This is a genomic window from Corallococcus sp. NCSPR001 (assembly GCF_017309135.1).
In the GTDB taxonomy this organism is placed as follows: Bacteria; Myxococcota; Myxococcia; order Myxococcales; family Myxococcaceae; genus Corallococcus.
This window is the reverse complement of sequence record NZ_JAFIMS010000002.1, coordinates 3,927,351-3,948,154: the sequence shown is the minus strand read 5'-3', so window position 1 is coordinate 3,948,154 and position 20,804 is coordinate 3,927,351. Positions and strand designations below refer to the sequence as shown.

The window sequence follows — 20,804 nt, the reverse complement described above, 5'->3', positions numbered from 1 at the left end:
GGTCCGCTCCCGGGTCAGGCCACGAGCAACCGCTCCCGGAAGTAGCGGCGGTACAGCTCACAGCGCGGCAGCACGGCGGTCCCCTCCTGGCGCACCAGCCCCGCGCTCCTCAGACGGATGAACACATCTTCGCTCGTACAGGCGCCGCGCTGGAGCACCTCGCGAAGCCCGGCCTTGAGCTGTGATTGGCTGCTCAGCCGGAAGAGCAGGTTGCGCAGGTGGTCTCCGAACGGCCCCCGGTCCTCCGCCACCTGGGAGAAGAGCTCCGCCACGCCCAGGCTGCCGCTGGCCACCAGGTACAGGGCCTTGCGGACGAGGTAGGGATGCCCTCCCAACAGGGTGAAGAGCTCCTGGGCCTGCTGCGCGCTCAACGGCGAGCCATGCCGCTGGTTGAGGTCCACCACCTGCGCCGCGGCGAAGTCGTCCAGCTCCACGGTCTGCCCCACGTTGAAGGGCGACTGCGTCATGTTCTTGATGAAGAGGAAGGGCTCCGTCGAGGTGACCAGGACGATGCTGAGCTTCTTCCACACCGGCGTGGTGGGCAGCGCGCGGTTGTTGTGCCAGCTGCGCAGCATGCCGAAGAAGTCCGTGCCGAAGGGAATCTCGAAGAGGGTCTCCACTTCGTCCAATCCCAGCACCAGCGGCGCATCCAACGACCGCAGGATGTGGCCGCTCATGTAAAGGCCGCAGCGCTGGCTGCTGCCCATGGGCTTCTGCCAGTACGCCTCCACCTGGTCGGTGAGGCCGAGTTGCTCCCCCAGCGAGCTGCAGAAGCGCTGGAAGAAGAGATCCGGATTGCGGAGCGAGCTGGAGTCGAACTCCTGGAGCGACAGGTAGGCCACGCGCTTGCCCGCGGTGAGCGCGCCCGCCATGCCCCGCATGAGCAGGGAGCTCTTGCCCATCTGCCGGGCGCCCTTGATGGTGATGGTCGCCCCCTGCTTGTGCGCGACTGCCTTCATCACCGTCGCGTCCGCACCACGCACGACATAGAAGGCCGACTGGGTGTCCATGGCGCCCTCCAGGGGCTCGTCCAGTTCGAGCGGTGCCGAAGGAAGCGGCGGCCGCAGCGGAGGGGACGCGGGTTCGGCGGGTGGCACGTCGCGGGAGGCCGGCTTCGTGGCGGGCAGCGCGGATTCGGGCAGCGCGGATCCGCTCATGGCCCGGGCGAGCTGTTCGAGCAGCCGCGGGGTGTCCTCGGGCCCCTCCCAGAGCGCCCAGTTGATGGGGCCCAGGTAGCTGCTCAGGGGCGATGGAAGCCGTTCGTGGTACGCGACCCGGATGGGGAGGAGGACGGGCTTGCCGTACTGCGCATGCTGCTGATGCGCCAGCTCGATCTCCATGCGCGCCATCTCGCTGTTGACGGAGAACGGCGACAGCAGCGTGATGAAGAAGTCCGCCTGGCGGATCTCCGCGCCAATCCGCTCCGCCCACCGTTCACCCACCACCATGGAGGTGTCGATGAACACCTCGTGGGACGCCTGGAGCGCCCGGTAGAGGGCATTGGAGAGGTCCTGGTCCGGCGTGACGTCGCGCTTGTAACTGATGAAGACACGGGCCATGGGGCTCTTTCCAGTCACTGGGTCAGGGGCAGGCGCGAACACGTTTGTCGATAGGGAGCGACCTCGCGCACATCCGCGGGCCACTCCTCGGGCTTCAGGTTGCGGGGTAACAACAGACACGCGAGCTCAATCCAATCCGAGGCCCGGACAGGCCACAGGCGCGCGACACCGTCATCGCTGGCGGTGGCCACGCGGGTGCCATCCGGGCTGAAGGCCACCGCGCGCACCCGCTTCTCGACGGGCAGGCTCGCCAGCCGGCGGCCGGTGGCGGCCTCCCACAGGCGCGCCGAGCCATCCTCGCTGGCGGTGATCAGCAGCCCGCCATCCGGGCTGAAGGCCACGGAGGTGACCGTGTTGTCATGCTGCAATTGCTGCCGCTCCTGGCCCGTGGCGACGTCCCAGACGCGCGCCTTGCTGTCCTCACTGGCGGTCACCAGACTCAGGCCATCCGGGCTGAAGGCCAGCGCGGTGACCACCAGGCCATGCTGGAGGGGACTTCCCAGCGGCTCGCCGGTGGCCACGCTCCACAACCGCGCGGTGTTGTCATCACCGGCCGTGGCGAGACGGGTCCCGTCCGGACTGAAGGCCACGATGCGCGCGGCATGCTTCAGTGGCGGGACCCGGCTCGCGCCGGAGCGCGTATCCCAGAGCCGGATGAGGCCCTCGTCGCCGGACGTGGCCAGCACCCCGCCGTCCGGGCTGAAGGCCACCGAGTCAACGCCCTCCGCATGCTCCAACCGCACCCGCTCGTGGCCCGTGGCCACCTCCCAGAGGCGCGCGGTGTGGTCCTCGCTGGCGGTGGCCACGAGCGTGCCATCCGGGCTGAAGGCCACGTCCATGACCCTGCCGGCGTGAGGCAGGCGCATCAGCAGCGCGCCATCCGACACGCGCCACACGCGGGCGACCTTGTCCGCACCGGCGGTGACCACGCGCGTGCCGTCCGGGCTGAAGGCGACGTCCAGGACCCGGCCGTCGTGCACCAGGGGTGGCCCCGAAGGTTCGCCCGTGTCCGCGCGCCAGAGCGATGCGGCCTTGCCTTCCGTGGCGGTCGCCAGCAGCCGGCCGTCCGGACTGAAGGCCAGTTGGGTGACGGCCGTCTCATGGGGAAGCTGGACGAGCGGAGGACCGGGAGCGAGGGCCCAGAGGAGCGCGAGTCCACCCTCGGTGGCGGTCACCAGTTGCCTGCCATCCGGGCTGAACGCCACGGCGTTGACGCGGCTCTTGTGGGGCAGGAGCACCTGCTGCTTCCCCGTGGCCGCGTTCCACAGGCGGACGGTCTTGTCCTCGCTGGCGGTGGCCACGAGCGCGCCGTCCGGGCTGAAGGCCACGGAGGTGACGGCCTTGTCATGTCGCAGGGCCATCAACTCCCGGCCGGAGGCGAGCTCCCAGAGCCGCGCGAGCTTGTCCTCGCCGGCCGTGGCCACGAGCGCACCGTCCGGGCTGACGGCCACCGACATGATGCGGGTCTTGTGTTGCAGGATCTTCCCCACCCGCTTGCCGGTCTCCGCGTCCCACGTGCGCGCCGCCTTGTCCGCGCCCGCGGTGATGAGCGTCCTGCCATCCGGGCTGAAGGCCACTGACAGGACGCGGCTGCGGTGTTCGAGCGGCTCACCGAGGGCCAAGCCCGTGGCGGTGCTCCAGATGCGCACGAACCGGTCCTCGCCAGCCGTGGCCACGCGGGTGCCGTCCGGGCTGAAGGCCACGGCGTTGATGCCGCCGTCGTGGCGCGCGGAGGTCATCCGGGACGTCCAGGTCCGCGTGTCCCACAGGCGCGTGGTGCCATCGTCACTGGCGGTGGCGGCCATCCGGCCGTCGCGGCTGAAGGCCACCGCGGTGACCACGTCGTCATGGCGAAGCACCTGCCGCTGATAGCCGGCGTAGCCCATGGGGATCTCCCAGAGGCGCGCGGTGTGGTCCTCCCCCGCGGTGAGGACCTGGGTCCCATCCGGGCTGAAGGCGACCGCCAGGACGTTGCCCTCGTGCTCCATCCGGGTGGTCAGGGGGTGGCGAAGCTGGACGAGTGAGCGGATGAGGGAGTCCATGGCCTCGGGAGAGCCATGGAGCCGCACCGCCTCCGTGGAGAGCGCGGTGCTGACCGTCAGGTTCGACGAGGCACTGCGGAGCGTGGCGTCCGCCTTGTTCATGAAGACGTAGGAGGCCGCCTCGCGCAGCCGCAGCGCGGTCTCGTCTTTCGCCTGGGCGATCTCCCGCTCCGCCTGCGCCTTCTTCTCCTGCGCCTGCCGCGCCTCCGCCTGCAGCCAGCGCGCCTCCTCGCGGAAGCGTTCGGCCTCCTGCCTGGACTTCTGGGCCTCCGCCCGCGCGTTCCTCTCGATGCGCGTGGCCTCTTCCTGCGCGGCGGTCGCGCGCGCCACGATGGTCTCCGCCTCCTTCTCCGCCAGGGACCGGGCCTTCTCCGCGCCGTCCCGGAGCCGCTGGGCGCGGTCCCGCTCCGTGACGGCCGCATTGCGAGCACGCTCGGTCTCCGCGAGCCGCGCGTACAGGAGCAGCGAGGCGGGCAGCAGCACGATGAAGCCCGCGATCACCAATCCCAGCGCGGCCAGCCGGACTACGCGCCAGTCCACCGGCAGTTGGTTGCGCGCCCACGGCACGGTGAAGACGCGCTCGTAGATGGAGTTTCGCACCCGCAGCAGGTCACCCTCGCGGCGCACCACGCCCGACAGCTTGAGGTGTGACTTCACCAGCGAGCGTTCTTCGTCGAGCACCCGCCGGCCGCGCCGGATGTCCTGGTAGGTCCTGAGGACGCGCTCCGGATCCGGCGCGCGGCGGGTCAGCATGTCGCGGACGAAGACCAGGTTGTTGTCCTGGAAGCTGCGCTCCGCGAAGAAGGTGCGCTCCATCACCTGCTGCGTGGACTCGCGCGTCCAGAGCGCGCCGTCCGTCAGCCGGTAGTGGTCCACCAGGGCCTGACACAGCCGCTGCGTGAGATAGGGATGGCCGCCGGTCCATTCCAGCACCCACTCCAGGACCTGCAGCCCCGTCTCGATCGAGTCCCCCAGCCCGCGCGCCAGCGGCTCGGCTTCCTCCAGGGCGAAGTCCGTCAACTCCACCCGCTGCCCCAGGTTGAAGGGCGTGCGCTTCTCGTCCTGGATGAGGTCTCCCGGGGTCGCCACGCCCACGAGCACGAACGAGATGCGCAGCAGCTCCGGGTTGCTGGCCCGGGCGTTGTAGAGGTAGCGGATGGCCGCGTAGAAGTCGTCCGTGAAGCCCATCCCCAGCGTGGTGTCGATCTCGTCCACGAAGATGGTCACGCGCTCCCGGACCTCGACGACCACCACTTCTTCCAGGAAGCGGGTCAGCCGCTGCACGGGGCCTTGTCCGGCATGGCGGCTCCACCACTCGGACGCGTCCGTGTGCAGCTCGAGCTGCTCCTGGATGACGACCAGCAGTCCCACGTACCACTGCTCCGCCGTCACCTGTTTGCCAATGCGGGTCAGGTCGATGATGACCGAGCGGATGCCCTCTTCGTAGAGCTGCTCCGCAGTGCGAACCATCAGGCTGGACTTGCCCATCTGCCGGGCCGTCAGCACGAACGCGAAGGTCCCCGCCCGGCACAGCTCGACCATCTCCTGGTCCGCGCGCCGGGCCAGGTACACACCGCCGCCCGCCTGCACCGTGCCACCGACGGTGAAGAGGCTCGAATCGTTCAAGCTTGGGATGTTGTCGAGCACGCCGTCAGAGCCCCTTTCTCAGGCGCTAAGAGCAAGCTCTGGGCCAGTCCGCGTGCCCTGCGGGGGCACCGGTCATCGAGCGGACGGATGGGCGCTGACGCGCAAATGACGCGTCAGTTGCGCGTCAGCGGAGCACGGTCGCCAGGCTGCCCGGCTACGGGAGAGGCGGCGCGGGGATGGAGCGGTCCGAAGTGGGCTCGCCCAATAGCAAAAGCAGTTCCGCTCGCCGGTTCTCGCCCCGTCCTGCCTGTGTGCCATTGGAGCCCAAAGGCCGACGTGCCCCGAGGCCTCGGGCTTCCAACCGGTGCGCCGGGACGCCCTTGCGCAGCAGGTAGTCACGCACCGCCTCCGCGCGGGCCAGGGACAGGCGCTGGTTGGAGGCGGAGGAACCTTCCGCGTCCGTGTGCCCTTCAATGACGACGCGCTCCACTTCTGGATGCTCGATGAGCACCCGAGCGACCTGATCCAGCACGCGCGAGCGGTCCGGCAGCGTCGTCACGCCGACCTCGAAGAAGACCTGACCGTGGAGGATGAGGCGCTCGCGGGTCAGGGTGACGAGCGGGTCACCCGTCTCGGGGCAACCGCCATGCTCCCGGGTCCCCTTCTCGTGGATGCAGGCGTCGAGCACGTCCACGACGCCGTCCCCATCCGTGTCGGTCTCGGTGGCTGACGGCTCCGGCGTGGGAGGCTCGGGAGGTGGGGGTTCGGAAGGCGTGGGCTCGGGCTCGAGCTGGGGCTCGGCGGGAGCACGCGGCAGGCCCGTGACGAGCTCGTAGACGATGTTCTCCGGGGGCGGACGCGGCGGCTTGTCGAAGAGCAACAGGGCTACTCCCGCGAGCACCCGGAAGCGGGGCACCCCGGGCTCCGAGCCCAGCCCCGCCCCCCCCATGGCGAAGAACTCCCACGGACGGACGGGGGCGTAGCGCAGACCGCCCAGCAGCTCGCCGCTGACGCGCTGCTGCCGAAAGGAGTAGGCGCCCAACGCGGACACCTCCGCGCGGAAGGCGTACCCCACCGTCAGCCCCGCGCCTGCCCGCAGCTCGTTGCCCACGCCGTTAAGGCCCTCCACGCTGGAGTCGGACACCGACCGACGAAGGAGCACACCCAGCTCCAGTGCTGGAGCCACGGCCCCCCACCGCTTGCCCATCATGACGCGGCCCTGGCCGCGGACGCCCCGGTCACGGGCAAGCGCGCCCGAACCGCCCACGGGCAACCGCATGTCCAGGTCGAGCGCCAGGTGGAAGGCCTCGGGAGCGGAGGTCCCCAGCAAGCCGAACCGGGCCGCGAGCCGTGGCGCCCCGAGCCCGCTGTGTGAAGGCGATGCGATGGACAGCGAGGTGCTCAGGTCCGCGCCGCTCTGGTGGATGACGCCCGGAAGCTGGGCCTGGAGCTCCAACCAGGGCAGCACGCCAACGGCCAGCGACACCAGTCCGGTGGTCCGGGACAGGACGAGCGAGGGCTCCAGCAAGCCGTTCGCGATCCTCAAAGGGGAGTGCTGGTAGTGCGCCATCAAGGAGATGCGCAGCGCTCCGGGCGCAAGCAACTCACCATTCCCGAGCGCCAGGGGCCCCAGTCCCGGATTGGGGTCCAGGCGCTCCAGGGAGAACGTGGGCAGGGCCGTGGCGTCCTGGGCCCGCGCGGGGGTGGCGAGCAGCAACAGCCCCAGCGCGGCCGCGCCACGCGCACATCGGTGCCAGACCGGACCCATCCGTGCATCTTCCGTCATGTCGCGCTCGGGGCGAAGGGGAATGGCGGGGTGCGGCATCCGGCGGGTCGCAGCCAGACGGATGTCGTTGAGCACGCCGTCAGAGCCGCCTCGTCCGTGGGCTCCAAGAGCACACTCCGGGCCAGCCCACGTGCCGACCAGAGGGCTTCAGGCATCGCGCGACCGGATGGCCGCTGATGCGCAACTGACGCGTCAGTTGCGTGTCAGCGCCGAAGGAAGCGGGAGGCGCCGCGGGCCATCACCACCGCCGTCCTCTGCTGGCGCTCCCGCACTGATTGGCACCCTGGGTGCAAAGCAATGCCTGGCCGCCTGCTCCACAGGCGATGCCCAAACCCTAGCGGAGCGCCCCGGATGCGCCGACTCCAGTCATTGCTTGCCCTGAGTCTGTCTTTCCTTGTCGCTTGCGCCCCGGTGGCACCGGACGCTCCTGACTCGGCCAGCGAAGCCTCGCAAACGCACGCCCTGGATTTGACCCGTACCTTTGATACCACGGTGTCTTGGACCGGTGCTTCGAGGTGCTCGACCTGCAACAGCCAGTACTATGCCTGTTCAGACAACACGGGGAACTGGAACAACGGGGTCCAGGAGTTCGCGGACCCGGTTCCTGCTGGTTGGGTCGTCACGGGTGCGAAGGTGACGGTCGGCGTCCGGGGCTACGATGGTGGGCTCATGACCGTGCTGCTGAACGATCAGGCTCTGGGAAGCTTCAATCCTGCGCTCACCTCGGTCTTCGATTGCCACAGCTGCCAGACGCAGGTCTTCAGCCGCACCTGGTCCGATCCGAAGGGGATGCCCGGATACCAGTATCGGGGCAAGAACTCCCTCAAACTGCAGACGGACAAGACCAACTGCGTAGCTTCCGCGACGATCACGTTGACCGCGGCACGGCCACTCCTTCAGTACAGCGCCAGCAGTCTGCCCTTCGGCGCTGTCTCGCTGGGCACATCCAGCACCCAGACCGTGACCCTGACCAACACAGGCGATACACGTCTTGTCATTGAAAAACCCAGCGTCCCCCCGCCATTCACGCTCGCGGTGGTGGCCGATCCCCTCGTCATCAACACTGGAAGCAGCGTGAACCTGAGCGTAACGTTCACCCCCAAGGAGGAGAGCTACGCCTCCGGAATGCTGTCGTTCCAAAGTAGTGACCCCGACCTCCCGCATGTCGGGATCTCGCTGCAGGGCACGGGAGGCCTCGCCCGGCTCTCGGTCAATCCCACCGCTCTCGATTTCGGGGCGGTGCGGGTTGGAACGACCAGCAGCAAGTCAGTTTTCCTGAAGAATTCAGGGTCCCTCCCGATCGTCCTCTCCTCCGTCTCCACCCGGTCCCCCTTTTCGGTCGACGGAGTGCCTCCAGAGGGCCTCATCCTAAAGCCGAATGAAGTCCATTCACTCACGGTGTCTTTCACTGCATCGGCTGGAGTTTCCACCGAGGCCTTGCATGTCCAATCGACCCCATTCGCCGAGATTGCATTGCGTGGAAAGGGAATCGAATCCTCCATCGCTATGGCAACCTCTTCGATGGACTTCGGCATCCACTCAGTGGAAGGCCAATCCATCATAAAATCGCTCACGGTATTCAACCAAGGGCAGGCCGACCTCTTCATCCAAAGCGTCAGCGTCAAGCCCCCCTTTACAGTGAAAACCGCCCCCACCCTGACCATCAAGGCACAGGGCAAAGCGGAACTACAGCTCGCCTACAGCCCCCAGGAGGGTCAGGCGAACGACAAGCTCATCCTCAAGAGCGATGACCTGCGGACTCCGGAGTTGCAGATTGACCTCACGGCAACGGGAGTGAAGGGCGAAGCGCTTGAGATTACAATGCCTGACGGTGGCCTTGATTTCGGCAAGCAGGATGTCCATGCCCCAAGCCCCCCTCGGATCCTGACTCTCAAGAACACGGGACCCGCGACGCTCGTCGTTGAGCCCATCCAGGCCCCCACTGGATACTCCGTAACCCCGGCCGACCGTCGCGCACTCGCACCAGGAACCGCAGTCCCTCTCCAGGTGACGTTCGAGCCGACATCCATCGGCCAATTCACCCATGATCTCACAATTACAACAGATGGCCCAGGAGGGGGGGCCCAGTCGCAACCGCTCAACGGACAGGGAGCCGAAGCCGATCTGAAAGCCTATCCTGCCGCGCTGTCGTGGTTGGACGCCGGGGTGGAGGTGGGAGACACCAGTAGCCCATTGACGCTGACGCTCGCCAATGAAGGCGAAGAGGGACTCACCATCAACACCGTCGCGGTGGAGGGGCCGTTCTCCCTGCAGGCTCCGTCATTCCCAAAGACATTGGGGCCCAATTCCGCACTCCCCCTGACGGTCACCTTCAAGCCCGCGGCCCGTGGGAATGCGTCCGGATTGCTTCGGGTGTTCTTGGCGACGCACAAGCCCCCCATGGTCGTGAAACTCCACGGCACCGGATTCCAGGCGGCCCCCCGAATCTCCCATGCCATCCTGGATTTTGGAGGGCAGCGGCTCTCCACAACGAGCGCACCGCTTGAGATGACGCTGTTCAACACCGGAACCGCGAACCTCCTCGTGACGGCGGTGAATGTGACGGGGCCCTTCTCGGTTTCGGAACTCACCCCGGGAGTCCAGATCGTGCCGGGAGGCAAACACCCCATCCGAGCGACCTACAAGCCTGTCGAGGCGGGGGCGGAGAGCGGGATGCTGGAAATCCAGGGTGGGCTTCCGGGTCCCGTCCAGGTAGTGCTGCGGGGCGCGGGGACCACGGCGTCGCTCGAATCCTCCGTCACGGCGGTGTCCTTTGGTTCGCAGGACATGGGCACCACGCAGCACCGGGCCGTGGAGTTGCTCAATACGGGCACGAGCCCCGTCACCGTTTCCAGGCTCGACCGCTCGGAAGGATTCTCCATCTCAGGCCTGCCCCTGCCCCACGAGCTGACGCCCGGCGAGAGACATCACTTCCACGTGAGCTTCACGCCGGCCCGGGCAGGCGATCATTCCGGGTCGCTTGCGCTGTTCCACGACGCCTCCCCGTCACCGCTCACGATCGCGGTACAGGGTACTGGCGTGGCGGAGGCAATGACGGTGACACCAGGCTCCATCGCGTTCGGCAACCAGCGGGTGAATACCTCCAGCGAGTCCATTCCCCTGGAAATCACCAACACCGGCAGCGCTCCCGTAACCGTGGCCGTGGAGTCCTCCGACACCGCCTTCCAGGTGGACACTCGCGGGGTCGCGGCCCCCATGCCTGCGGGAGGCCGGGCCACCGTCGAGGTGGCGTTCCGCCCGACGCAATCTGGTCCAGTGCGTGGCGAACTCCGCGTCGTGCCGAGCGGGAACGGACTCGCCCCAACCGTCGTTCTCGTAGAGGGCTCCGGCGAGGCCATCACCGTGGAGGGAAGCGGCTGCTCCGCAGGAGGGCCCGGCGGAGTCTGGATGCTGGCGGCATGGACGTTGGCGATGCGGATGACCAGGGGCAGGCGCGGGGCAGGGATTCGCGGAGCAGCGCAGTTATTAGAGAGGCGGCGCGGAGGAGGCGGGCGGGCTCGGGTTCGCCCAGAGTCAGTCGCAACTCGACGCGACGGTCCGCCCTCTGACCTGTCTATGTTCCATTGGAGCCGCTAGGGGCTGTCCCTGATCTCCGGTCCGAAAATTCAACCTGCTGGATCGGACATCGGGATTGGCCCCGGCTTCGGCGGGGGGCATCAGGAGGTTTCCAGCCAGCGCCAGGTATGATCAACGCTGGCCGTGCGCCGACATGAACTGAGCGATGCCGAGTGGAGCCGCATTGAGCCCTTGCTGGGCTCGCGCAGCGGCCCTCCCTCGAAGCGCGGGGACCGCGACTTCATCAACGCCGTCGTCTGGCGCGTGAAGACGGGCGTGCAGTGGCGCGACCTGCCCGAGCGATAGTGAAGTTCAGGGAGGCCATTGGGGGCAGTGTGGCCGCCAGCTTGAATGGGGCCGTCATGCTCATGCCTATGACGTGGGTAAGCATCGCCGCAGGGCTCGAAAGGCGACGTCAATTGCGGTTTGAATCATGCGGTCGCTTTTTACTGTCCCTCCGTTAGAGGGAGGGTAGCTCGCCAGAGTCAGATCTTGTCATTCCGAATCGCTGCGCCACTCAAAAGGAGACACCCATGAATTGCCCCCATTGCGGATACGCATATCACGAAGGCGAATGCAAAAAACAGCCAGTAAAAATCTTCAAGGCACACCTACTGTATAACGAAAAACTCGGGAAAAGTGGCGAAATTACACTCAGCATAAAAAGAACAAGCGCACCCCCCAGGGAAATTTCGACACACAGAGCGACCTCCTTGCTACCGCCCACTGGCAACATAAAAACAAACGCCAGACAACAACGCACCGTCGACATCGATCCACTTACAACCTATTCTTTTTTGTCCAAGCCACCCGCGAATACCAAAAATACGCAGCCGGGATTTCTACAGATAAGCAAGGTGAGCTTGTTTCCCCAACAAAAGCCAGTCAAGACAATACATCCACCTGTGTTTCAACGGGGAAAAACCCCAAGCCCCAATCCGCGTGGCATCCCCTCGCAACAAGCGGACACATTAACATCGGCCCGTTCCTCCCTGTTGTCTGGTAGGCAGGCAAGGACCGGTTCACTCCCCCCTGTCATCTCACAGCGACCATTGCCCGCCAAAACAAATGCGAACAACATAGACAAAGCGAAAAGTATAAAAAAAGTAAGTTTCTCAGCATTCTCCAATTACGCCGAGTTGCCGCAAAGAGCAAATGAGTTGCAGTCTCCTCTCGAGATGGGCTTCCATGATAATCTCCTTGTGGGCATTGAAAATGAATTCTGGGGTTCGCGTGTCGTCTGGGTGAACTATGCGGATCCAGTAGAAAAGACAATTAGTTCCAATCTGGAAGACCGCGCCCGGCCTAAATACGACGAGGTGTTCGCCAAGAGCCAGGGTTTTTCGCCCTACATTCACCAACTCCGGCGGTTGGCACTGGTTGCCGACAACATCAGCATTGAGAACAATAACTCAGGCCTGGAGATTGTCTCAGGGCCGATGCGAAATTCGAATGAGTTGGAAACATTACTTAACCACTGCTCGCGCCTGATCAACACGGTCGCAGACATGGTCACCACTAAAAAGTATCGAAAATCTATCGGCTCAACATGTGTTATCAAGATGACCGATATTGTTGATGTGTTTAATGCCAAGTTGGAGCCAAACGATCCGCATCGCCTCGTTGCTGCTGAGACACGAAAAACCGGAGACAATCCAGAAAGGGCGGGTTGCTATTGCGTTATCGCCAACAAAACGGCTAGCGAAAGGCTGGGGGCGCGACCTGTTGCCAATGTCTCGCAAGTAAATATTGAAATCCCATTGCGCAACATCGGAAACGAAAAAGACACTGGGATCTTGGAATTCTTTGGGAAAAACAGGGAGTCTTTCGAGGAGTCGCGAAGGCAGGCGAATGTCATTATTGACAGTTGCTTCAGGGAAGAGGCGGCGAAATTTGCAAATTCATCTACAGGGAAGTCCGCGGCAACGAAGTGCGACAAGCCACAGACGACATTCTTGACCCAATACTTCGAAGAGGAAAAGGAGGACTCTGTAGGAATCTCGCTTCGTCATGGTCTGGTAGATAAGCAGGTCAAGCCTGAAACCATCAAGCTGGCGAAACTTCGCTCAATCTTCACGCTTGCGATTTATAATATGGCGGCAGTAGCAAGGGGTTGCCACAATCAGTGGATTGGATCACAAAAGAACGTATTTCGGCTTCTTTTTAAGACCCCGGCTGGGGTGCTCCTTTTTGGCAAAGACGGCCTGAAGGCCATTAAGGGGGAGACAGGACGGGATCATGCGGTCGTGCAGGCGGTAATGGCTCGGCTTGGAAGCGACGTCGCCTTTCGTGAACGTTTTGAGAAGCAGCTTTTGGATTGTGTTGTTCTGGCGACGAGAATACAAGGCATCACTGGGCGTAAAGAGCCAAGCTCCATGGTGTCGACATTTGTGAAAAAATTTGCGGAGGGAAGCCCTGACACGGGTCTGTTCCTGAAGGGTGAACTCGACCTGAAGGATGACCTCCTCGACAAGCCCTTGCCGCCACGTCTTGTTGAAGTAGGTGGGCAAAAGGAGATCGTTGTTGTTGCCGAAACTCGGATGGGAAAAAACCGTTTGGCCGACGCAACCCGCATTGGGGCATATTCGGCAAAGTCCATGGAAACTTTTGCCACCCTCAAACAGGACCTGCAAACCCCCATTCGATCAGAGGAGAAGAAGACGTATTCCTAATCCAGCATGACCCAGAAACCGGCAGAGCCAACGGCCGTGATCTTTGACCTCGGTTGTCAGTTGGAGCGCGAGCAGATGCGGAGCGTGCAGAAGGAGGTGGCAGGGGCGCTTCCCGTTCAGCCAGTACATCCCGAAAGGCAAGACTCTTGGCTGGAAAATACTTGCCGACGCGCTCAACATTCCTCTGTGCCCAACTCAACCAGGATGCGTTGCGACGACCGCTTGAGTCTGAGGCCGCATTTTTTAGTATCTCCCGCTCCAGCCGCAGCTCGCGGTTCTCCTTGCGCAGCCGGGAGAGTTCCTCGCGCTCGTCCGTCGTCAGGGCTCCGGGCTTACCCTCACCCCGGTCCGGCTTCACCTGCTCCACCCACAAGCGCAGGACCGACTCCGTCAGGTCCAGGTCCTTGGCCACTTGAGGGCTGGACTTGCCCTCCTGCACCAGCTTCACCGCACCGGCCTTGAACTCCGCGGTGAACTCCCGGCGCGGCCGGCGGGGCTTCTTCGGCTTCTCGTCAGTTGCGGACATCCCGTGCTCCTTCCATCACATCTCGGATGTCCACGGAACTGGGCCAAGCACAACAGCGCCCGCGCCCGCTGCGCCAACAGCTGCTACTGGTATGCCTATTCGACGCTGGACGGTTGGTGCATCCGATACGACGCCTGCGAGAACCAGGGCGGCCCGTACGTCTGCGGTCTGTGACACAGTCCCCCTCCCTGCCCTCTTCACACAGGGGCAGGGAGGTCCAACCGTCTGACTACTTCCCCGCGCGCTGAGCCGCCTCCAGCGTGTTCTTCATCAGCATCGCGATCGTCATCGGGCCCACACCACCCGGCACCGGCGTGATGAACGACGCGCGCTCCGCCGCGGCGGCGAACTCCACGTCCCCCACCAGCTTCCCGTCCGCCTTGCGGTTCATCCCGACGTCAATCACCACCGCGCCGGGCTTGATCCACGCGCCCTTCACCAGCTCCGGCACGCCCACCGCCACCACCAGGATGTCCGCCTGCGCCACCTCCGCCGGCAGGTCGCTCTTGCGGTGGCACACCGTCACCGTCGCGTCCTTCTGGAGCAGCATCAGCGCCTGCGGCTTGCCCACGATGTTGCTGCGGCCCACCACCACCGCGCGCTTGCCGGACGGGTTGCAGCCCACCTCCTCCAGCAGCCGCATCACCCCATAGGGCGTGCACGCCCGCGTCGCCGGCCTCCCCAGGAGCAGGTTGCCCGCGTTCATCGGGTGGAAGCCGTCCGCGTCCTTCTCCGGCTTCACCGCCGCGATGATGGCGTCCGCGTCGATGTGCTTGGGCAACGGCAGCTGCACCAGGATGCCGTGCACGGCCGGGTCCTCGTTCAGCTTGTGCACCAGCGCCAGGAGCGCGTCCTGGGTGATGGTCTCGTCCGGGTGGTGCTCCCAGGAGTTGAAGCCCACCTCCTCGGCGGCCTTCTTCTTCCCCGTCACATAGATCTTGGACGCCGGGTCCTCACCCACGCGCACCACGGCGAGCCCCGGGGTGATGCCGCGCTCGGCCTTCAGGCGCGCCACCTCCTCCTTGATCTCCGCCCGCACGCGCGCCGCCACTGCCTTGCCGTCAATCAACTGAGCCGTCATGAGACCCACCTTATGCAAGACTGGCCCGGCACAAGGGAGCGAAGCGAAGGCATGGGCGCGGGAAAAGTTCTCGGGGCGATGTTGGGTCTCATGGCCGGCCTCCTCATGGGCGGGCCCTGGGCCATCGTGCTCGGTCTCATCCTGGGCACCGGCCTGGGCCACTACTTCGACGAACAGCACGCCGCGCCCCCGGACTTCCCTGAAATCTTCAGCGACTTCCCCGCCACCTTCGAGCCGCCGCCCAAGCCGGCCCCCCTCTCCCAGGGCCCCGGCGAATTCCCCATCGTCCAGGCCCCGGACGAGGACCCGCTCGACCGCGACATCACCGCCCTCTTCGTGGACGTCGCCCGCGCCGACGGCGACATGCGCCGCGAGGAGGTCCGCGAGGTCCGCCGCTACTTCGAGGAGGTCCTCCGCGCCGACGCCCACACCGTCCAGGCCGTGCGCCGCTACCTCAAGGACTTCCTCTCCCACCCCGCCTCCCTGGACGCCCCCGCCGCCCTCGCCTCCTGCCTGGACTCCCTGCCTTCGGGCGAACGGCTCCGCCTGCTGGACGCGCTCTATGAGATGGCGCTCGCGGACGGCCCCCTCCAGCGCTCCGAACGCGAGGCCCTGAAGCGCATGGCTGAAGGCCTGGACGTCCCCGACACCAAGGTCCAGGCCCTGGCCGAACAGCACCTGGGCGACGCCACCGCCCACTACCAGACGCTGGGCCTGCCCCCGGATGCCACCGACGCGGAGGTGAAGAGCGCCTACCGCAAGCTCGCCGCCCGCTTCCACCCGGACAAGGCCAGCCACCTCGCACCCAAGGCCGCCGAGCAGGCCGCACGCCGGTTCCAGGCCGTCCGCGACGCCTACGAGGAAATCCGCAGGCTGCGCGGCCTGTAGCCCGGGTTAGAAGACAGGAATCCCATGAGCCAGCGTCCCCCGAAGAAGAAGGAAGCGGAGTTCCAGAACAACCCGTTCAAGTCCGCCATCAAGACGCTTCAGGATCAGCAGAAGCAGGAGAAGGAGGCCGCCGCCGCCGCGGAGGCCGCCGCGAAGAAGAAGGCCGCCGCGCCCAAGGCCACGAAGGCCCCCAAGGCCCGTCCGGAGGACGACGACGTGGGCCTCTTCTTCTCCGCCATGGACGGCGTGCAGCAGATCACGAACCGCGGTGAAGCCCCCAAGACGCACCCGCGCCTGCCGGAGCTCATCGACGACAACGCGGAGGCGCTCGCGCAGCTCTCCGACCTGGTCGCCGTGGACGGGCCGCTGTCCTTCACCGGCTCGGACGCGTCCTTCGAGGGCGCCTCCCCCGGCGTGGACCCCAACCTGCTGCGTTCCCTGCGCCGGGGCGACTTCTCCGTGCAGGACCGGCTGGACCTCCACGGCAAGACGCAGCGCGAGGCCCAGGCCGCCGTGGAGCGCTTCCTGTCCGACAGCCGCCGCGCCAAGCGCCGCTGCGTGCTCATCGTCCACGGGCGCGGTTTGAATTCCAAGGATCAGATTCCCGTGCTCAAGGACGCGGTGAGGGACCTGTTGTCGCAGAAGCGGCTGGAGCGCATGGTGCTGGCGTTCTCCACTGCCCGTCCGCAGGACGGCGGGGCTGGCGCCGTCTACGTGCTGCTGCGCCGATAGCTTTACGCGTGGCCGTGGCTGTGCATACATGCCGCCATGGTTCGCGACCTCATTGACCTTCATATCCACGTGGGTGGCGCGGTGGCTCCGCACATCCTGTGGTCCATCGCCCACCAGCAGGGCTTCAAGCTCCCCGTCAAGAACTACTTCGACTTCGTCGAGCTGATCACCTCCCGTCCGGGCAAGGTGGGCAGCCTCGACGACTACCTGAAGATCCTCCACACCTGGACGGAGAAGATCCAATCGTCTCCCAGCGCCATCGAGCGCTCCGTCTACGAGGTGATTGGCAAGGAGTACCGGGGCAGCCGCGTCACCCAGATCGAGCTGCGCTTCAACCCGATGAAGCGCAACCTCTCCAGCGAGCTGGACCTGGACCACATCATCCACGCGGCGCTGCGGGGCATGGACCGCGCGACGCTGGAGTACGGCGTGAAGGTGGGCCTCATCTTCTGCCTGGCCCGCGAGTTCGACCACAAGCTCAACAGCATCATCGTGGAGAAGGCCATCAAGTACCGCTCGCGCGGCGTGTACGGCATCGACCTGGCCGGCACGGAGCGCGACGCGATGGAGCACAAGTCTTCCCTCTCCGAGTACGAGGACCTCTACGCCCGCGCGCGCAAGGCGGGCCTCAAGTGCACCGTGCACACCGGCGAGACGGCCGGCACGGGCGCCAACGGCCTGATGGCGGCGGTGGAGAAGCTCAAGCCCCACCGCATCGGCCACGGCATCCGCGCCGCCTACGATGAGTCCGCGATGAAGGTCCTGCGTGAGAACAACATCACGCTGGAGCTGTGCCCGACCTCCAACATCCACACCAAGGCGGTGGCGGACCTGCAGGAGCTCAAGCACATCATGCAGACGTTCTGGGACCGCAAGGTGAAGTTCACCATCAACACGGACGGCCCCTACCTGCTGGAGACGGACATGCGGCGGGAGATTGAAATCGTCGAGTCCAACGGCCTGCTCACGACGGAGCAGGTGGACCAGGCACTCGCGTGGGCGCGCGAGGCGTCCTTCATCCCGGCCTGAGCCATGTACGGCCTGACTCGCGCATTGCTCTTCAGCCTGCCCCCGGAGCCCGCGCACCGGCTGGGCATGTCGGGGCTCGCGGCCCTGGGGAAGTGGAACGCCCGCTGCCGCGCGATGCGCGAGCACACGCTGGCCCGCGCGCCCATGGACCTGTCCGTGGAGCTGGCGGGGCTGAAGTTCGCCCACCCGGTGGCGCTGGCCGCCGGACTGGACAAGGACGCGGAGGCCGTGGACGGGCTGTTCGCCTGCGGCTTCTCCGCCGTGGAGATTGGCACCGTCACGCCCAAGCCCCAGTCGGGCAACCCGAAGCCGCGGCTGTTCCGCCTTCCGGAGCACCGCGCGGTCATCAACCGCATGGGCTTCAACAACCATGGCGCGGCCACCGCGGCGGAGCGCCTCAAGGCCCGCGAGTGGAAGCCCGGCCCGCTGGGCGTGAACATCGGCAAGAACAAGGACACGCCGCTGGAGCGCGCGGTGGACGACTACGTGGCGTGCGTGGACGCGCTCGCGCCGCTGGGGGACTACGTCGTCGTCAACGCGTCCTCGCCCAACACGCCGGGCCTGCGCAAGCTCCAGGAGCCGGAGGCGCTGTCCGCGCTGCTGCTCGCCGTGCGCGAGCGCATGGACCCGGTGGCCCCGGGCACGCCGCTGTTCCTGAAGATCGCCCCGGACCTCACGCCCGAGGCCGTGGATGAGGTCGTGGACGTGGCGATGGCGCGCGGGCTGTCCGGGCTCATCGCCACCAACACCACCCTCACCCGCCCCTTCGAGCACAAGCACTCGAAGGAGGCCGGCGGCCTGTCCGGCGCCCCCGTGCGGGAGCTGTCCAACGCCGTCATCCGCCGCGCGTACCAGCGCGGCAAGGGCGCCCTGCCCCTCATCGGCGTGGGCGGCGTGTTCACCGCGCAGGACGTCTACGAGAAGCTGCGCGCGGGCGCGACCGTGGTCCAGGTCTACACGGGCTTCATCTACGAAGGCCCGGGAATGGTGGACCGCATCCTCCCGGAGCTGGGCGCCCTGCTGGCCCGGGACGGCTTCGCCTCCGTGCGCGACGTGATTGGCGTGGACGCCCGCTGAGCCATCCGGACGACGAGGCGTCGCCCGCGCGGGCCTACCAGTTGCCGCGCGCGTCGGTCAGTTGCTCGTCGATGAAGCGGACCGCGGCCTCCTTCATTCGCTCCGCGACCTGCGTTCGCCGTTCATCGAGCAAGCCTCTGGAATCCTTGCTCAGCGTGACCATGGCCCGCAGGTCGTCGGCAAATGGCTTCATCTCGGTGGCCATGGACTTGCGCCAGAGGTCATTCGCGGTCGCGTTGCTGGAGCCGTAGGCGCCGGTGTTTGGAAAGAAGTGAACGAGCTTGCGCACCGTGCCGTTCGCGCTCGCCGCGTCCGCCGTGGGGAGGGCTCGGATGTCGGCCTTGAGCTGCTCGGCGGACTTGCCGTTGAAGAGGCCCTTCAGGCCGATGGTCTCGATGGAGCGCTGCGCGGGCACGCCGAGGTAGGTGTAGATGGCCTGGATCTGTTCCTTGGCGATGAGCATGGCGCCCTGGACCACTGGCGGCAAGGGCATGCCGAGCAGCTCGTAGAGGGCATCCACACGCTTCTTGTTGTCAACCGGCGTGCCATCCAGCGTCTGGCCTCCGAAGGCACGCGAGGCATATTCAAGCACCTTGAGGGGCTTGGCGATCTGGTCGCCGAGCACCTTGGCGATATTCCCAAGCTGACCCGCGGCCTTCTCCGCCAGCTCCGGATGCTGACCCATGGTCTTCGCGATCTCGCCGATGAGCTTGAACGTCTTGCTGGTGAGGTCGATGATCGCGCGCTGGTGTGTTTCCTTGTCTCCCATCGTCTGCGCGTCTGTCACGAGCTTCACCGCTGCGTGAACGGCGGCCAGGCTCTCCTTCAGGAGCCCGCCTGGCAACGACTTCGACGCGACATCGATGCTGGTGATCGCGCGATTGACGGCAGGGGAGAGGGCCTCGGGCTGCTTCGCAGGCTTCGGCTGCTGGGCCTGCGCCGGAGCCGGGGCCGGGGCCTGCGGCCTGCGCTGGGGCGCGTTTTCGAAGAGGTCGGCCCCGATGGAGCGCGGCGGCTTGGGCAGCACGGACTCGAACACGCTCTCGAAGGGTTTGCGCTGAGCCGGCTGGTTCTTGACGTTGAGGATGCTGTTGTCGACGGCCGCCTTCTGGGTCTGCCGCTGCGCGACCTCGTTCACCATGCCGAGCAGCGCCGTGGCACCTCGCGGCCCCAGCGCCCCCGCCGTTCGCGCCATCTGCACGGCCTGCTTGAACTTCTGGAGGTCACCTGGCACGCCCTGCTGCACGCCGCGGAGGCTGTAGAGCAGCTGGCCCACGAAGCGCGTGTCCTTGATGCCATTCTGGCGCAGGGTCGACTCGAGCTGGGCCGTGGTCGCGTTGATGTGGCCATTCGTGTCATTCGTGATGACGGACTGGACGGCGCGCTTCAGTGACTCGCCAGCGTCGTAGACGACCTGCGACGCGGTGCTCCCCCCGGAAGCGCTGACGCTCTTGTTGGCGTTGGCCAGCTGGGAGCTGTCTGCGCGGCGGGCCGTCAGGTTCTGGATCAAAGGGATGCTCCCGGAAACAGTTGGAAACGGTGCTGCTTGTCCCCTTGGAAGTCCCCCCCGGATTTCTTTTGCATTTCCGTCCGCGACGGTCCTCCGCTGTCCGGCGGTGAACGCTGACGCACCGCATCCCAGGCGCCTCCAAGGGATTCCTGGACTTCAAGGAAACTCAGAACGTGCCGGGTCCGATGATGGATTCAGGAACTCCGTCCTGAGGTACCCCATGAAGATTGGCCGCCCTGTTTCGAGCCTCTCGCTGCCCGAGCAGTCCCCCCCGCCGGTTGACGGCCGTGCGTCCGGGCAGAGCACCTTCGCGGGAGGACGTGGCTCCTCCAGCAGCGCCCAGGGTTACCGGGGTCCGCCGGACCAGTTCCAGGGCGGCCCGGTCGGCGACGGCGGCGAGGCGCGGCCCTGCGCCTCCGGCTCCAGCGCGCGGGGCGGCGGACACTCGGGTTCCGTCTCGTGCAGCTTCGTGCCCGCGGACAGCGGGGCGGCGGGCCCGGCCGGGTCGAAGCCGTCCACCCCCCTGGAGAAGTTCGCCGAGAAGCTCCGCGACCTGTTCTCGAAGCTGCTGGGCGGAGACCTGCCGGAGGGCTCTCGCCGCGGCCGGTTGGCGACGGGCGACAGCTCCCGGTCCTCGGGCTCCACGCACTCCGGCAGCGGCCAGGGCCGCATCGGGGCCGAAGAGGAACTCCAGGCCGACGGCTCGTCCCGGTCCAGCCGCGAACCCCGGGCCTGATCC

The 20,804-nt window shown here is 66.2% G+C and carries 13 protein-coding genes and 1 pseudogene; 8 read left to right on the top strand and 6 right to left on the bottom strand.

Going from position 1 to position 20,804, the window contains the following annotated elements; translation table 11 throughout:
* Positions 1–14: 14 nt before the first annotated feature.
* From JYJ93_RS18015 to JYJ93_RS18005, 3 genes are all read right to left on the bottom strand, one after another.
* Positions 15–1,559, bottom strand: coding sequence for an AAA-like domain-containing protein (locus JYJ93_RS18015; protein WP_206792937.1), 1,545 nt, complete (start codon positions 1,557–1,559; stop codon positions 15–17).
* A 14-nt stretch (positions 1,560–1,573) separates the two neighbouring features.
* On the bottom strand, positions 1,574–5,227 hold the full coding sequence (locus JYJ93_RS18010) for an AAA-like domain-containing protein (protein WP_206792935.1): 3,654 nt from the start codon (positions 5,225–5,227) through the stop codon (positions 1,574–1,576).
* A gap of 175 nt (positions 5,228–5,402) precedes the next feature.
* Entirely contained in the window at positions 5,403–6,956 is a 1,554-nt protein-coding gene (locus JYJ93_RS18005) for an OmpA family protein (RefSeq protein ID WP_206792932.1), read from the bottom strand.
* Between the two features lie 687 nt (positions 6,957–7,643).
* Between JYJ93_RS18005 and JYJ93_RS18000 the strand changes: the two genes are divergently transcribed.
* From JYJ93_RS18000 to JYJ93_RS17990, 3 genes are all read left to right on the top strand, one after another.
* Positions 7,644–10,571, top strand: a complete 2,928-nt coding sequence (locus tag JYJ93_RS18000) for a choice-of-anchor D domain-containing protein (protein WP_206792930.1) — start codon at positions 7,644–7,646, stop codon at positions 10,569–10,571.
* A 123-nt stretch (positions 10,572–10,694) separates the two neighbouring features.
* Complete coding sequence (locus JYJ93_RS17995; protein ID WP_206792928.1) at positions 10,695–10,856, top strand: transposase; 162 nt, start codon at positions 10,695–10,697, stop codon at positions 10,854–10,856.
* A 227-nt stretch (positions 10,857–11,083) separates the two neighbouring features.
* Entirely contained in the window at positions 11,084–13,222 is a 2,139-nt protein-coding gene (locus JYJ93_RS17990) for a hypothetical protein (RefSeq protein ID WP_206792926.1), read from the top strand.
* Between the two features lie 241 nt (positions 13,223–13,463).
* On the opposite strand, the pseudogene JYJ93_RS40100 reads toward JYJ93_RS17990, so the two are convergent.
* Positions 13,464–13,748 (bottom strand): annotated as a pseudogene (locus JYJ93_RS40100) (transposase); the annotation flags it as partial.
* A gap of 229 nt (positions 13,749–13,977) precedes the next feature.
* On the bottom strand, positions 13,978–14,829 hold the full coding sequence (gene folD / locus JYJ93_RS17980; RefSeq protein WP_206792921.1) for a bifunctional methylenetetrahydrofolate dehydrogenase/methenyltetrahydrofolate cyclohydrolase FolD: 852 nt from the start codon (positions 14,827–14,829) through the stop codon (positions 13,978–13,980).
* Between the two features lie 90 nt (positions 14,830–14,919).
* Between folD and JYJ93_RS17975 the strand changes: the two genes are divergently transcribed.
* The 4 genes from JYJ93_RS17975 to JYJ93_RS17960 are packed head-to-tail and all read left to right on the top strand — an operon-like array spanning position 14,920 to position 18,555.
* Complete coding sequence (locus JYJ93_RS17975; protein WP_330166743.1) at positions 14,920–15,717, top strand: TerB family tellurite resistance protein; 798 nt, start codon at positions 14,920–14,922, stop codon at positions 15,715–15,717.
* A gap of 24 nt (positions 15,718–15,741) precedes the next feature.
* Positions 15,742–16,449 carry a Smr/MutS family protein gene (locus JYJ93_RS17970; protein ID WP_206792917.1) on the top strand — a complete coding sequence of 236 codons (708 nt, stop codon included), beginning with the start codon at positions 15,742–15,744 and terminating at the stop codon, positions 16,447–16,449.
* 36 nt (positions 16,450–16,485) lie between these two features.
* Positions 16,486–17,478, top strand: coding sequence for an adenosine deaminase (gene add / locus JYJ93_RS17965; protein WP_206792916.1), 993 nt, complete (start codon positions 16,486–16,488; stop codon positions 17,476–17,478).
* 3 nt (positions 17,479–17,481) lie between these two features.
* A complete protein-coding gene (locus JYJ93_RS17960; RefSeq protein ID WP_206792913.1) occupies positions 17,482–18,555 on the top strand; it encodes a quinone-dependent dihydroorotate dehydrogenase in 1,074 nt (357 codons plus the stop codon).
* 34 nt (positions 18,556–18,589) lie between these two features.
* Here JYJ93_RS17960 and JYJ93_RS17955 read toward each other — a convergent pair whose 3' ends face one another.
* Complete coding sequence (locus tag JYJ93_RS17955; protein WP_206792911.1) at positions 18,590–20,065, bottom strand: hypothetical protein; 1,476 nt, start codon at positions 20,063–20,065, stop codon at positions 18,590–18,592.
* Between the two features lie 220 nt (positions 20,066–20,285).
* Between JYJ93_RS17955 and JYJ93_RS17950 the strand changes: the two genes are divergently transcribed.
* A complete protein-coding gene (locus JYJ93_RS17950) occupies positions 20,286–20,801 on the top strand; it encodes a hypothetical protein (protein ID WP_206792909.1) in 516 nt (171 codons plus the stop codon).
* Positions 20,802–20,804: the final 3 nt, after the last annotated feature.

Coding starts and splice junctions, on each gene's coding strand:
- JYJ93_RS18015 (WP_206792937.1), bottom strand. CDS start 1,559: ATGGCCCGTGTCTTCATCAGTTACAAGCGCGACGTCACGCCGGACCAG.
- JYJ93_RS18005 (WP_206792932.1), bottom strand. CDS start 6,956: ATGGGTCCGGTCTGGCACCGATGTGCGCGTGGCGCGGCCGCGCTGGGG.
- JYJ93_RS18000 (WP_206792930.1), top strand. CDS start 7,644: ATGACCGTGCTGCTGAACGATCAGGCTCTGGGAAGCTTCAATCCTGCG.
- JYJ93_RS17990 (WP_206792926.1), top strand. CDS start 11,084: ATGAATTGCCCCCATTGCGGATACGCATATCACGAAGGCGAATGCAAA.
- folD (WP_206792921.1), bottom strand. CDS start 14,829: ATGACGGCTCAGTTGATTGACGGCAAGGCAGTGGCGGCGCGCGTGCGG.
- JYJ93_RS17975 (WP_330166743.1), top strand. CDS start 14,920: ATGGCCGGCCTCCTCATGGGCGGGCCCTGGGCCATCGTGCTCGGTCTC.
- JYJ93_RS17970 (WP_206792917.1), top strand. CDS start 15,742: ATGAGCCAGCGTCCCCCGAAGAAGAAGGAAGCGGAGTTCCAGAACAAC.
- add (WP_206792916.1), top strand. CDS start 16,486: ATGGTTCGCGACCTCATTGACCTTCATATCCACGTGGGTGGCGCGGTG.
- JYJ93_RS17960 (WP_206792913.1), top strand. CDS start 17,482: ATGTACGGCCTGACTCGCGCATTGCTCTTCAGCCTGCCCCCGGAGCCC.
- JYJ93_RS17950 (WP_206792909.1), top strand. CDS start 20,286: ATGAAGATTGGCCGCCCTGTTTCGAGCCTCTCGCTGCCCGAGCAGTCC.